The sequence below is a fragment of the Stenotrophomonas sp. YJH_SMC_54 genome, from assembly GCF_059368435.1.
This window is the reverse complement of sequence record NZ_JCAFRS010000007.1, coordinates 189152-201199: the sequence shown is the minus strand read 5'-3', so window position 1 is coordinate 201199 and position 12048 is coordinate 189152. Positions and strand designations below refer to the sequence as shown.

Genomic DNA, 12048 nt, shown 5'->3' with positions numbered 1-12048 from the left:
CGTCGCGGCAGGAATCAGGCGTTGCCAGCCGGCTCGGAGTCAGCCAGCGACGGTGCGTCGCCCTGCTCCTGGCGCTGGCGCAGGGTTTCTGCGTACAGGCCTTCGAAGTTGATCGGCTGCAGGAAGAAGGGCGGGAAGCCGCCGGCCTGGATCAGGTCGCTGATCAGCTGGCGCACGTACGGGAACAGGATGTTCGGGCACTGGGTGCCGAGCAGCACGTCGATCGACTGCGGGTCCAGGCCGACCAGGCCGAACACGCCGGCCTGCTTCACTTCGGCCACGTAGGCGGTGCGCTCACCGGCCTGGCAGGTCAGGGTCACGGCCAGCACGACTTCGAAGGCGTTCTCACCCAGGCGCTGCACCTGCTGGTTCAGGTTCAGCTGCAGCTCCGGCTGCACCTGGTCATTGAAGATGGTCGGGGCGTTCGGCGACTCGAAGGAGACGTCCTTGACGTAGATCTTCTCGACGGTGAAAGCGGGGCCGGTGGCGGCATCGACCGGCGCAGCAGCGCCGTTGGTGATCTCTTCGGACATTTCCAGTAACTCCAATGAATGCAATGAAAACGATGGTCGAATTACTGCGATGGGGGCGGGATCAGGCCCATACAAGGCCGGATCCGCCACCTGCGGCAATCAGTTGCGGCCCTTGACCAGCGGCAGCTCGGCCTGCTGCCAGGCGGGAATGCCGCCGTCGAGCACGTAGACCTTCTCGAAGCCGGCCTTCTTCAGCGCCTTGGCGGCGGTTTCCGAGGCGTTGCCGCTGCGGCACACCAGCACCACCGGCGACTGCTTGGCGTTGGCCACCAGCTTGTGGTCCGGGCCGAAGGCACTGGCCTGGGCGTTGCGGCTGCCGGCAATGTGGCCCTTCTCGAAGTCACCGCTGGCCGACAGGTCGACCACCACCGTGCCGCCCGCGTTCATCAGCTGGGTCAGTTCGGCGGGCTTGATGCCCTTGAAGCCCCGGAACAGGCGGCGGATCTCGGTGACGATGATGGCCACGGTCAGGCCGACCAGGGCCGCGGACAGCATCGGGTTTCGGCCTGCAAAGGCCAGCAACTCTTCGTAATTCACTCAGGTCACGGGTCGATTAAGCGGGCGCCGATTGTCGCACAAGCCGGACGCGGCCCGTCACTGCCCCTTCCACAGGTCCGGCAGGCCGGCGGTCTGCCACCAGCGCTTGGCCTCCGGATCCCAGCGCCAGCGCTCGACCACCATCACGGTGCGTTCGGCCTGCGTGTTCTGGTTGATCACCCCGATTTCGACCCGGCGCTCGACCAGGCCGCCTTCCAGCGCCGCGCTGCTGCGCTCGCGGTAAGACGACACGCGCAGCTGCGCGTAGCGGTTGAGCTCGAACTCGGTGGGCGGCTTTTCCTTGCGCAGCTTGGGGTCCAGATAGCCGATGGCATCGTCCATGCTGCCCCAGCGGATGGTCGCGCCGTAGGCGATCTGGGTCTCTTCCAGCAGCTTGCGCTGCTTGCGGCTCAGGTCGTCGGCCGAAGCCACGGCGCTGACCAGCAGCAGGGAACACATCAGGAACTGGATGAGGCGGCGCATCGGTGGTTTCCCCAGAACGTCAGCCTGCCATCCTACCCTTTGGCGAAGGCAACGAAGCGACCGCTGAACTCGGCGGCGGGCTTGCCATCGGCACCGGGCTGGGTGGCGATGATGCTGATGCGGGCCTTGCGGCGCTGGCGGAAGGTGTTCAGGAAGGCATCCCAGCCAGTGGCCTCGGCCGCTTCGGCGTGGGCGTGCAGGTCTTCGTAGACCGGGGCCAGGTAGCGGAGGTTGCTGTCGGCCACGTAGACCTCGGCATCGTGGCCGGCCAGGCGCAGGCGCAGGCTGACCAGCGCCCATCCGGACAGGGTCAGCACCGAGGCCAGGCTGCCACCGAAGGCGTTGCCCTTGTCGTTGACGTTGGCGGCCAGCGGCGCGGTGATGCGCAGCACGCCATCGGCATAGCCGTCGAGCTGGATCTGCATGGCGCGGACCGCCGGCATGCAGTCCAGCACGTCCTGCAGGGCGGCCAGCGAGGAAGTCAGAGCATCAACGGACATCGGAGCAGAGACCACGACAACGAAGGGCCCGCATAATGCAGGCAATGGCCGACCATACGATACCCACTGGCGCCGCCGGTTCCGACGCGGGCTGGACCCTGGTTTCACTGCGCCCGCAGGGCCAGCATGTGGCGCTGCGCCGCGCCGTTGCTGGGCTGGGCGGGCATGTGCTGGCCCTTTCGCCGTGGCGCCTGCAGCGCCTGAAGGGCACGCCAGTGGTGCGCCAGCTGCAACGCGCGCTGAACTGCGATCGGGTGGTGTTCACCAGCCCGGCCGCCGTTGCCGCAGCCGCGTCCCTGCTGCCACTGGCCGAGGCGCAACGCAGCCCGTGGCTGACCGTGGGCGAAGGCACCGCGCGCGCACTGCGGGCGCAGGGCGTCGGCGAGGTGCATGCACCGCAGCGGATGGACAGCGAGGGCCTGCTGGCGCTGCCGGTGCTGGCCGAGGCGCGGGGCCTGCGCATCGGACTGGTCACCGCCCCCGGCGGACGCGGGCTGATTGCTGCACACCTGCAGGCCGCAGGCGCCACGATCGAACGTGCCGATGTCTACCAGCGCCGCCTGCTGCGCCTGTCGCCCCGCACGCTGGTTCGATTGGCGCATTCAGCGCAGCCGTGGGTGCTGGCGGTGAGCAGTGGTGAGGCGTTGCTGCATTTCTGGCAGCAGCTTCCGCCGGCATTGCAGCAACGCCTGCAGACCCAGGCCACCGTCGTCGTGGCCAGCGAACGGCTGGGCGATCAGGCGCATGCACTGGGGCTGCAGCGCGTGGTGCGCGCGGCCGGGCCCACCACGGCACAGCTGGTGGCCGCTGCACACGCCACGCTCACCGTCCCGGCAGCGACCTGAACAGGGACGTGGGTCACGCTTGCCGCTGTGGTCGGCAACAGTGATGCTGTGCACAACGCGGCCTGCCGGATCCTGACCGGCGACGTTGCCGACAAGGAAGCCCCATGAACGAGACTCCGCCCGTTTCCCCGCCCCGTCGCCCCGTGCGCTGGCTGCTGCCGCTGGCCGGGGTGGTCGTGCTTGGCGTGGGCGGCTATGCCGGCTGGTACGTCTGGCAGCAGCAACAGCACGAACAGGAAGCGCAGGCACAGACCATGGCCGTGCAGCTGCAGGGCCTGGAGGCGACGCTGGATGCACTGCGCCGCGACCAGCGCGCGACCAGCCAGCGCCTGCAGGATGCGGCGACCACCAACCGCGTGCTGCGCGACGAGATGCTGGGCCTTTCGCAGCGCAGTGCGCTGCTGGAAGAGAACCTGGCCAAGCTGGCCGACAGCGCCAACCAGGGCCGCCAGGCGGTACAGCGCGATGAGGCCGAACTGCTGCTGACCCAGGCGGCGCAGCGGCTGAATTATGCCGACGACGTGGAAGGCGCGCGCCGCCTGTATGCACAGGCCGCCACCGCGCTGGCCGATCTGCCCGACAGCGATGGCCTGAACCTGCGCCAGGCATTGGTGCAGGAGCGCGATGCACTGGATGCGCTGGGCGCCGGCCCGCGCGTGCAGTCGCTGCAGCGGCTGGATGCCCTGGCCAGGGCACTGCAGGGGCTGCCGTCGCAGGTGACCGGCAACGCTGCGACCGACACCGCAAAACCGTGGTGGCAATCGACGCTGGCCCCGTTCGTGGACATCACCCCGAGCCGCCAGAATGGCCCGCTGACCGCCGCCGAACGTCGCAATGCCGACGACGCCCTGCAGCTGGAACTGACCCTGGCGCGCGCCGCGATCGAACGCGGCGACCGCACGGGCCGCGATACCGCACTGGAACGCGTGGAGCACTGGGCACAGCGGCGCTGGCCGGATTCACCGGCCCTGCGCGCGCAACGTGCTGAACTGAAGGCCTTGCGCGAGCTTCCGCTGCAGGCCAGCAACACCGTGCTTGGCAGCACCCTGCAGCAACTGCGCACCCAGACCGACCGGAGGTAATCCCGCATGAAACCCCTGCAATCCCTGGTTGTGCTGTTGCTGGCGGTGGCCATCGGCGTGGTGGCCGCGCAATGGCTCGGCGCCGATGACCTCAACCGTTTCGGTGAAGTGACCCTGCGCTACGGCGGTTACGACTACCACAGCAACCTGCCGAAGGTGGCGCTGCTGTCGGTGATCGCAGTGCTGGTGCTGTGGCTGCTGTGGAGCCTGATTGCCGCACCGTTCCGCGCCTGGGGCCGCTACCGCCGCAAGCAGGGCCGGGTGCGCCTGATCGACGGCCTGCAGGCCTACGAGCACGGCCAGTGGCAGCGTGCCGAGAAGCTGCTGGATGGCGCTGCCAAGGACCCGGAAGTGAGCGCGGTGGCGCTGGCCAATGCCGTGCGCAGCGCACAGGCACGTGCCGACGGCCCCGCCGGTGAAGCGCTGCTGCAGCGTCTTGGCGAGAGCGATGCCACCCTGCAGGCACTGCTGCGCGCCGAACAGCTGCTGGCGCGCGATCTGCCGGTGGATGCGATCAATGCATTGGACGTGGCGGCGATCCAGCCGCTGCCGCCGCGCGGCCTGTGGCTGCGTACCGAAGCGCTGGCGCGTGCCGGCCGCGCACACGAGGCCTATGGCCAGCTGGGTGCGCTGCGCCAGAGCAAGGTACTGCCGGCCGAATCAAACAGCGAACTGGAAGCCCGCCTGGCCGCACAGGCGCTGCTGGAAGCGGCCGACGTCAACGCATTGGCCGCACAGTGGGAAGCCACGCCGAAGGCGCTGCGGCCGACCCCGGACGTGGTGGGCGCCTATGCCAGCCGCGCGGTGGCCCTGAACTGGGATGAGCCGGCGCTGCTGGCGCTGGAACAGGCGCTGGACCAGCGCTGGGACGACGAACTGGTGGCGCTGTACGGCCGCCTGCCGGCCGAGCGCCTGGCCACCCGCCAGGCCAACCTGGCGCGCTGGCGCAATGTGCATGATGGCTCGGCCGCACTGCATCTGGCGCAGGGCCGCGTGGCCCTGGCCCAGCAGCAGTGGGATGCCGCCGATACGTTCCTGCACGAGGCCATCGCCGCCGACGCCGGTGCCCCGGCGTGGGAAGCGCTGGGCGAACTGTTCGCGCAGCGTGGCGAGCACGCGCTGGCCGCGCAGTGCCTGGCCAATGCGCTGCGACTGCAGCGCGGCGAGGACAGCGTGGCGCTGGTGCGCGGCAGCGAGGCGCCGCTACGTGCCACGGTGGAAGAGCAGCCGATCGCGGTGCAGCCGCCGGTGTATGACGCCAATGAAGAGCGCGACGAGTTCGGCAACCCGCGGTTGCCGTGAGGCGTGCCGACCAACGGTCGGCACCCACCGGAGCAACAAAAAAAACGCCGCCCATTGGGCGGCGTTTTCGTACCAGCGCTGCCGGCCAGCGGCCGGCACTACCGTGATGCTCAGCGTTCGACGATCGCCACCACGCCCATGCCGCCGGCGGTGCAGATCGACACCAGCGCGCGGCCACCGCCGCGTTCGGCCAGCTGCTTGGCTGCGGTAGCAATCACACGTGCACCGGTGGCGGCGAACGGATGGCCGGTGGCCAGCGACGAGCCCAGCAGGTTGATCTTGTCCGGGTCGATACGGCCCATCGGCGCATCCAGGCCCAGGCGGTTGCGGCAGTAATCCTCGCTCTCCCACGCACGCAGGGTGCACAGCACCTGTGCAGCGAAGGCCTCGTGGATCTCGTAGATGTCGAAGTCCTGCAGGGTCAGGCCATTGCGCTTGAGCATCTCCGGCACGGCCACGGTCGGTGCCATCAGCAGGCCTTCGCCATGCACGAAGTCCACCGCAGAGACGTGCGCATCGCGCAGGTACGCCTGCGGCTCATGGCCGTGCGCACGCGCCCACTCTTCACTGGCCAGCAGCACCGCGGCGGCGCCATCGGTCAACGGCGTGGAGTTGGCGGCGGTCAGGGTGCCACGGCCGGAGACCTTGTCGAAGGCCGGCTTCAGCGTGGCCAGCTTTTCCAGCGAGGTATCCGGACGCAGTATGTTGTCGCGCTCGACGCCACGGAACGGTGCGATCAGATCGTTGAAGAAACCGCGCTCATAGGCAGCGGCCAGCTTCTTGTGCGAGGACACCGCCCACTCGTCCTGCGAGTCGCGCGAGATGTTCCATTCCTTGGCCATGTCCTCGCAGTGGTCGCCCATGCTCTTGCCGGTGCGCGGCTCGGCCACGCCCGGGAACTCGGGCTTGAGCTCGGAGAACTTGAAGCCGGAAGTGAGCGCGCGGATCTTGTCGCCAGTGCTCTTGGCACGGTTGGCGGCCAGCAGGCGCGCGCGCAGCTTCTTGCCGTAGACGATCGGCACGTCGGAGGTGGTGTCCGAACCGCCGCCGATGCCCGATTCGATCTGGCCCAGCGCGATCTTGTTGGCGACGGTGATGATGCTGTCCAGCGAGGTGCCACAGGCGCGCTGCAGTGTGATGCCCGGGGTCAGCGGCGACAGGCCGGACGACAGCGTGGCTTCACGGCCCAGGTTCCAGTCGCTGGAGTGCTTGATCACCGCACCCATCGCCACTTCACCCAGCTGCTGGCCGTGCAGGCCGAACCGTTCGACCAGCGCGCCCAGCGTACGGACCGACATGCCGAGGTTGCCGACATCCGAATACGCGGTGTTCTGGCGGCAGAACGGAATGCGGACGCCACCGAGGATGGCGACGGGACGAGCGTTGGGCATGGAGATACCTGGCATGGATGAGGGTGTCTGCAACATGGCCTGCACGGCGGAGCAGGCATAATGGAGCCAAGTGTAGCTGCCGCCCTGTGATGGGCCAACCGTGGAACCATGAGCAAACCCGACCCCGCGATGAATGCCCTTGGCGTGCTGGCCCTGGAACTGGCCGGCGGTGAAATCCCCCGCCAGGCGGTACTCAGCGCCGAACAGGCCGGTGAACTGGCCGATCGCGTCGGCCGCGACCTGTCCAAGCTGGTGCCGCAGGTGGCCGAGCTGGACCTGGTGTTCGCCGCCGCCCATTTCGACCCGGCCGAGGTGCTGCGCCCGGGCTGGCCGATCCATCGCCGCCTGGAAGAACTGCAGATGCGTGCGCCGGGCCGCAACCAGGGCCCGCGCCTGCTGGCCTTTGGTACCGACGCCCAGGGCGACGTGCCGCTACCGTTCCAGGCCGACGCCAGCCTGGTGGGCGGCGGCCTGCGCGTGGTGCCGTTCCTGCTGACCGGCAGCGACGTGGCGACGACCAATGCGGTGGCCGAGGCGCTGGAAGACACGCTGCTGGCCAATGGCATGGCCCATGCCGACACCGCGTTGATGGCGCAGAACACCTTCGGTGCCCGCATCGAGCACGCGCGCTATTTCACCGTGAATGATCTGGCCGCGATGATGTCGATGCAGTACGACAACCAGGGCCTGGCTGCGCTGTGGCCGCTGATCGAGACCGCGATCATGGCCCCCGGTGAAGACGAATGGCTCAACGCCGCGCCCGAGCCGCTGCTGCGTTACACGCATGGCGAAGCACGCATGGCGCTGTTCGATCCGGCCGGCTGGTGCGCGCACTACGATCACGGCAAGAACGATTGCGACCGCCTGAAGGGCATCTACGAGCAGTTCCTGATGCGCCAGCGGCAGATGGCCGCGGTGCTGGAAGCACATGGCGTGCCGGTACTGTTCGTGCACTGCGAGGCCGGCCAGGACGCGCGCGAACTGCTGGCGCGCTGAAGGCGGGTAGTGCCGGCCGCTGGCCGGCAACATCTGGATCTACGATTGCCGGCCAGCGGCCGGCACTACCGATCAGGAAAAACGCCGGCTTGCGCCGGCGTTTTCCGTTTCAGCAGAAATAGCCGCAGTGCTGTTCGTGCACTGCGAGGCCGGCCAGGATGCGCGCGAACTGCTGGCGCGCTGAAGGCGGGTAGTGCCGGCCGCTGGCCGGCAACATCCGGATCTGCGATTGCCGGCCAGCGGCCGGCACTACCGATCAGGAAAAGCGCCGGCTTGCGCCGGCGTTTTCCGTTTCAGCAGAAATGGCCGCAGTGCTGTTCGTGCACTGCGAGGCCGGGCAGGACGCGCGCGAACTGCTGGCGCGCTGAAGACGGGTAGTGCCGGCCGCTGGCCGGCAACATCCGGATCCGCGATTGCCGGCCAGCGGCCGGCACTACCGATCATGAGAAACGCCGGCTTGCGCCGGCGTTTTCCATTTCCAGCAAAAGCGCGCTTACGGCGCCTTCTGGATCACCGCACACGCCAGGCGCGCGCCGGCGTTGCCGGTCGGCTGGGTCTTGTAGTCATCCGCATCGGCGTGGACGATCAGGCCACGGCCGATGATGTCGAAGTCATCACCCTTGCCGATGTTGACGTTGCTCGACACCGGGCCGTCGATGGTGGCCACGCCCTTGTCGTCGGCCTTGATGTTGGGCATGTCGCCGCCGTGGTGCGGATCGGTGGCGACGTTGCCGTGGTCCTGCTTGCCCGGGTTGAAGTGGCCACCGGCACTCATGCCGTCCGGGGCGCTGCAGTCGCCCTTCTCGTGAATGTGGAAGCCGTGCTCGCTGCCCGGCTTCAGGCCGCTGATCTGGCCGGTCACGTGGACCTTGCCATCGACCACCTTGAAGGTGACGCTGCCCTTGGTCTCGTTGCCTTGGGTCGGTGTCAGCTCGGCGCTGGCCGTAGCATCGGCAGCCGGTGCAGCCGCCGGGGCCGGCGTTGCAGCCGGTTCGGTGGTGGCACCGTCGGCCGGCGCGGCCGGCGGGGTTTCAGCCTGCGGCGCGGCCGGCTGCTGGTTGCAGGCCGCCAGGCCCAGCGCAGCAATGGCTGCGAACAGCGAAGTGTGGATCAAGCGCATGGAATCTCTCCCTGGATGGTGCCTGCAGTGATCAGCGGACAACCCGGATCACGCCACAGGCGATGCGGACGCCGGCATTGCCGGCGGGCTGGCTGCGATAGTCGTCGGCGTTGGCATGCACGACCAGTGCACGTCCGGCGATATCGGTGGCGGCGCCTCCGCCAAGGGTAACGCCCTTGAGGTGGATATCGACGTTGGCGCGGCCCTGGGCGTCGGCACGCAGATTGTCCATGTCGCCCAGGTGGTGCTTGCCGGTGCCGGCGCGGCCATGCGCAGCGCCACCGGGATTGAAGTGATTGCCGGCACTGCTGGCATCCACCGCACTGCAGTCGCCGCGCTCGTGGATGTGGAAGCCGGCCTGCTGCATCGGCTGCAGGCCACCGATCAGGCCGGTGATGTGGATACCGCCGGGCTCCACCATCAGTGCGATGCGGCCACTGACAATGCTGGCCGAGGCCGGCGCAAGATTGGCCTCGCCCTGCTTCGCTGCGCTGACCACGGTCGGCGGCGGCGGAGTAGGTTCGGTCTTTTTCGGCGCGCTGCCGCAGGCAGACAGCAGCACGGCGGCGGACAACGGCAGGATGGCAAAGGACAGACGCATCAAGGACTCCTTGCAGATGACACTAAGCGTTGCATCGTCCATGAACGATCAACAGTTCGGCAAGCGGGCGCGAGGATCGCGTGCAGGGGCCGTTCAATGGCCCCCGCGGCGGCGTCCGGCGCCCAGCTTGCGGGTAAGGGTATTGCGGCCAAGGCCCAGGCGGGCCGCGGCTTCGGCACGGCGGCCGTGGGTGATCTGCAGCGCGGCCTCCAGCAGGGCATGGTCGACCCGCTCGCGCACCTGCGCGTGCAGCCCTTCCACGCCTTCGGCCAGCTGACGGCGTGCCCATTCGGCCAGCAGCGCTTCCCACTGCCCCGGATCGGCGCTGGTGGTGCTGCTGCGACGACCGCGCGTACGGTTGAGCGCGGTATCGACGTCGGCCACGCCGATGGTGTCGGCGGCCGCCAACGCCGCCATCCGCCAGCACACGTTTTCCAGTTCGCGCACGTTGCCCGGCCAGTCGTGTTCGCGCAACGCCTGCAGTGCGGCCGCGGTCAGGCGCTTCGGCGGCGTATCCAGCTTGCGCGCGGCGGCGGCCAGGAACGTACTGGCCAGCTGTGCGATGTCCTCGCGGCGCTCGCGCAGCGGTGGCAGCTGCAGGCGCACCACGTCGAGGCGGTGCAGCAGGTCGGCGCGGAACTTTCCTTGTGCAACCAGCCCTTCCAGGTCCTGGTGGGTGGCGGCGACCACGCGCACGTCGACGCGGATCAGTTCACGGCCACCGACGCGGAAGAACTCGCCCTGCGCCAGCACGCGCAGCAGCCGGGTCTGCAACGGCAGCGGCATGTCGCCGATCTCATCCAGGAACAGTGTGCCGCCATCGGCCTGCTCGAAGCGGCCGATATGGCGGCGCTGCGCGCCGGTGAAGGCGCCGGCTTCGTGACCGAACAACTCGCTTTCCAGCAGCTCGGACGGGATTGCAGCGGTATTGAGCGCGACGAAGGGCCCCTGCGCGCGCGGTGATTCGCGATGCAGCGCATTGGCCACCAGCTCCTTGCCGGTGCCGGTCTCGCCGGTGATCAGCACCGCCAGCGGTGCCTGCGCCAAGCGACCGATGGCGCGGAACAGCGCGCGCATCGGCGGGGTATCGCCCACCAGTTGCGGCGGTTGGTCGCTATGCGCTTCGGCCGCAGGTGTGGCCGCTGCCAATGCCGGTGCGACGGCCGGCAGCACCCGTTGCGCCAGTGCCACCGCATCGTCCAGATCGAACGGCTTGGACAGGAATTCATGCGCGCCACCGCGGAACGCGCCGGCCGTGCTGGCTACATCGGTATAGGCCGACATCACCACCACCGGCAGCTGCGGCAGCGCGGCCTTGAGCTTGTCCAGCAGCACCAGGCCATCGTCGCCGGGCATGCGCACATCGGTGAACAGCAGCGCCGGTGGCGGGCCTTCGCTCAACGCCTGCAGGGCGGGTGCGGCGCTGTCGAAATCGAGGACCTGGTAGCCCGCCTCGCGTAGCGCGGTGCACAGCACGAAGCGCACGGCCCGATCGTCATCGACCACCCAGATGCACTGCGGGGACGAAGAAGACTCAGACATCGCGCGGGGCCTCCTCGGCCGGGGCAGCGCCGCTGACGATCGGCAGCAGCAGAGTGAACACGGTATGGCCCGGGCGCGAGCGGTAGGTCAGCGTGCCGCGATGCTCGCGCGCCACCTGCTGGGCCAGCGCCAGGCCCAGGCCAGTGCCTTCGGCACGGCCACTGACCAAGGGCAGGAACAGGTGTTCAGCCAGTTCCTCCGGCACGCCACGGCCGTCGTCGGCGATTTCCAGGCGCAACGCCAGCGTGTGCAGCTGCTCGGCGATGCGCACGCCATGCTCCACGCGGGTACGCAGGGTGATGTTGCCGGCGCCGGCCTGGATCGCGTTGCGCACCAGGTTCCAGACCGCCTGGGTGAGGCGGTCGGCGTCACCATGGAATTCGGGGATGCTGGGGTCGTAGTCACGCTGCAGGCGCACCGCCCAGCCGGCTTCGCTCTCGGCCAGGCGCAGCACGCGTTCCAGCGCGGCATGGATGTTCAGTTCGGCATGCGGCGCGGCCGGGGCCGGCGACAACAGCTGGTCGAGCAGGCCGTTGAGGCGCTCGATCTCCGAACCGATCAGTTCGATCAGCTCACGTTCGCCGGCGTCGCGCTGAGCGGCACGCCGCGCCAGCAGCTGCGCCGCGCCCTTCAGCCCGGCCAGCGGATTACGCAGTTCGTGGGCCAGCCCCTTCAGCGCCGCGCTAAGCGCGCTGGGCAGCGCCTGGGTGGGATCGAGTCCTGGGAACTCATCGACCGGATGCGCCTCCAGCAGCCAGCCGCCATCGTCGCGGCGGCTCATCCAGCCCTCGGCGAAGCGCGGCGCCTCGCCGGGCACCGCCAGCGCCAGCCGGTTCAGGCGCAGGCTGTCGCGCTCGTCGCGGGCCAGGAAATGGGCCAACGCCTCGCCCTGCACTTCCAAGGCGACCAATGGCCGACCCAGCAGGCGCCGGACGCTGACGCCCAGCCAGCGGGCGAAGGCCGGATTGCAGCCGGCAATGCAGCCATCGGCCCCGGCCCAGGCCAGCGGCGTGCCCAGGGCATCGAGGGACGGCGGGGGTGCGGGGTCGGACATTGCACCAATGTAGTGCAAAACGGGGGTTCGGGGTCAGAGCCCTTTCCTCGCGGCAAGGGATC

Annotated in this window: 13 protein-coding genes; 4 read left to right on the top strand and 9 right to left on the bottom strand. The window is 69.0% G+C overall.

Features of this window, described 5'->3' with window-relative positions; genetic code table 11:
* Nucleotides 1–14 precede the first annotated feature (14 nt).
* The 4 genes from secB to AC5P5S_RS10700 all read right to left on the bottom strand — a co-directional run bounded on the left by secB (nt 15) and on the right by AC5P5S_RS10700 (nt 2053).
* A complete protein-coding gene (gene secB, locus AC5P5S_RS10715; RefSeq protein ID WP_005407596.1) occupies nt 15–533 on the bottom strand; it encodes a protein-export chaperone SecB in 519 nt (172 codons plus the stop codon).
* Nucleotides 534–632: 99 nt separating this feature from the next.
* Complete coding sequence (locus tag AC5P5S_RS10710) at nt 633–1070, bottom strand: rhodanese-like domain-containing protein (RefSeq protein WP_005411869.1); 438 nt, start codon at nt 1068–1070, stop codon at nt 633–635.
* Nucleotides 1071–1127: 57 nt separating this feature from the next.
* Nucleotides 1128–1553: a hypothetical protein gene (locus AC5P5S_RS10705; protein ID WP_005407594.1), complete on the bottom strand. Its 426-nt coding sequence runs from the start codon at nt 1551–1553 to the stop codon at nt 1128–1130.
* A 32-nt stretch (nt 1554–1585) separates the two neighbouring features.
* The gene (locus tag AC5P5S_RS10700) at nt 1586–2053 is read right to left on the bottom strand and encodes a YiiD C-terminal domain-containing protein (RefSeq protein ID WP_005407593.1); all 468 of its coding nucleotides are present in this window, start codon (nt 2051–2053) and stop codon (nt 1586–1588) included.
* A gap of 35 nt (nt 2054–2088) precedes the next feature.
* Here AC5P5S_RS10700 and AC5P5S_RS10695 point away from each other — a divergent pair, with 35 nt between their 5' ends.
* The 3 genes from AC5P5S_RS10695 (at nt 2089) to AC5P5S_RS10685 (ending at nt 5282) form a co-directional block, all read left to right on the top strand.
* Nucleotides 2089–2898 (top strand): uroporphyrinogen-III synthase, encoded by an 810-nt coding sequence (locus tag AC5P5S_RS10695; protein WP_099523402.1) that lies wholly within the window; start codon nt 2089–2091, stop codon nt 2896–2898.
* Nucleotides 2899–3002: 104 nt separating this feature from the next.
* On the top strand, nt 3003–3980 hold the full coding sequence (locus AC5P5S_RS10690) for a uroporphyrinogen-III C-methyltransferase (protein WP_012478740.1): 978 nt from the start codon (nt 3003–3005) through the stop codon (nt 3978–3980).
* A gap of 6 nt (nt 3981–3986) precedes the next feature.
* Complete coding sequence (locus tag AC5P5S_RS10685; RefSeq protein ID WP_231336680.1) at nt 3987–5282, top strand: heme biosynthesis HemY N-terminal domain-containing protein; 1296 nt, start codon at nt 3987–3989, stop codon at nt 5280–5282.
* Nucleotides 5283–5392: 110 nt separating this feature from the next.
* Here AC5P5S_RS10685 and AC5P5S_RS10680 read toward each other — a convergent pair whose 3' ends face one another.
* Nucleotides 5393–6688 (bottom strand): acetyl-CoA C-acetyltransferase, encoded by a 1296-nt coding sequence (locus AC5P5S_RS10680; protein WP_012478738.1) that lies wholly within the window; start codon nt 6686–6688, stop codon nt 5393–5395.
* Nucleotides 6689–6781: 93 nt separating this feature from the next.
* Between AC5P5S_RS10680 and AC5P5S_RS10675 the strand changes: the two genes are divergently transcribed.
* Nucleotides 6782–7669: a hypothetical protein gene (locus AC5P5S_RS10675; protein ID WP_005407588.1), complete on the top strand. Its 888-nt coding sequence runs from the start codon at nt 6782–6784 to the stop codon at nt 7667–7669.
* Between the two features lie 493 nt (nt 7670–8162).
* On the opposite strand, the gene AC5P5S_RS10670 is transcribed toward AC5P5S_RS10675, so the two are convergent.
* The 4 genes from AC5P5S_RS10670 to AC5P5S_RS10655 all read right to left on the bottom strand — a co-directional run bounded on the left by AC5P5S_RS10670 (nt 8163) and on the right by AC5P5S_RS10655 (nt 11986).
* A complete protein-coding gene (locus AC5P5S_RS10670) occupies nt 8163–8789 on the bottom strand; it encodes a superoxide dismutase family protein (RefSeq protein WP_099472778.1) in 627 nt (208 codons plus the stop codon).
* Nucleotides 8790–8820: 31 nt separating this feature from the next.
* The gene (locus tag AC5P5S_RS10665; protein ID WP_005407586.1) at nt 8821–9390 is read right to left on the bottom strand and encodes a superoxide dismutase family protein; all 570 of its coding nucleotides are present in this window, start codon (nt 9388–9390) and stop codon (nt 8821–8823) included.
* Nucleotides 9391–9483: 93 nt separating this feature from the next.
* A complete protein-coding gene (ntrC, locus tag AC5P5S_RS10660; RefSeq protein WP_099472779.1) occupies nt 9484–10932 on the bottom strand; it encodes a nitrogen regulation protein NR(I) in 1449 nt (482 codons plus the stop codon).
* A complete protein-coding gene (locus tag AC5P5S_RS10655; RefSeq protein WP_012478732.1) occupies nt 10925–11986 on the bottom strand; it encodes a two-component system sensor histidine kinase NtrB in 1062 nt (353 codons plus the stop codon). Before AC5P5S_RS10655 ends, ntrC begins: the two co-directional genes overlap by 8 nt.
* Between the last annotated feature and the right edge of the window lie 62 nt (nt 11987–12048).

Coding starts and splice junctions, on each gene's coding strand:
- ntrC (WP_099472779.1), bottom strand. CDS start 10,932: ATGTCTGAGTCTTCTTCGTCCCCGCAGTGCATCTGGGTGGTCGATGAC.
- AC5P5S_RS10670 (WP_099472778.1), bottom strand. CDS start 8,789: ATGCGCTTGATCCACACTTCGCTGTTCGCAGCCATTGCTGCGCTGGGC.
- AC5P5S_RS10705 (WP_005407594.1), bottom strand. CDS start 1,553: ATGCGCCGCCTCATCCAGTTCCTGATGTGTTCCCTGCTGCTGGTCAGC.
- AC5P5S_RS10675 (WP_005407588.1), top strand. CDS start 6,782: ATGAGCAAACCCGACCCCGCGATGAATGCCCTTGGCGTGCTGGCCCTG.
- AC5P5S_RS10655 (WP_012478732.1), bottom strand. CDS start 11,986: ATGTCCGACCCCGCACCCCCGCCGTCCCTCGATGCCCTGGGCACGCCG.
- AC5P5S_RS10685 (WP_231336680.1), top strand. CDS start 3,987: ATGAAACCCCTGCAATCCCTGGTTGTGCTGTTGCTGGCGGTGGCCATC.
- AC5P5S_RS10665 (WP_005407586.1), bottom strand. CDS start 9,390: ATGCGTCTGTCCTTTGCCATCCTGCCGTTGTCCGCCGCCGTGCTGCTG.
- AC5P5S_RS10680 (WP_012478738.1), bottom strand. CDS start 6,688: ATGCCAGGTATCTCCATGCCCAACGCTCGTCCCGTCGCCATCCTCGGT.
- secB (WP_005407596.1), bottom strand. CDS start 533: ATGTCCGAAGAGATCACCAACGGCGCTGCTGCGCCGGTCGATGCCGCC.
- AC5P5S_RS10690 (WP_012478740.1), top strand. CDS start 3,003: ATGAACGAGACTCCGCCCGTTTCCCCGCCCCGTCGCCCCGTGCGCTGG.
- AC5P5S_RS10700 (WP_005407593.1), bottom strand. CDS start 2,053: ATGTCCGTTGATGCTCTGACTTCCTCGCTGGCCGCCCTGCAGGACGTG.
- AC5P5S_RS10695 (WP_099523402.1), top strand. CDS start 2,089: ATGCAGGCAATGGCCGACCATACGATACCCACTGGCGCCGCCGGTTCC.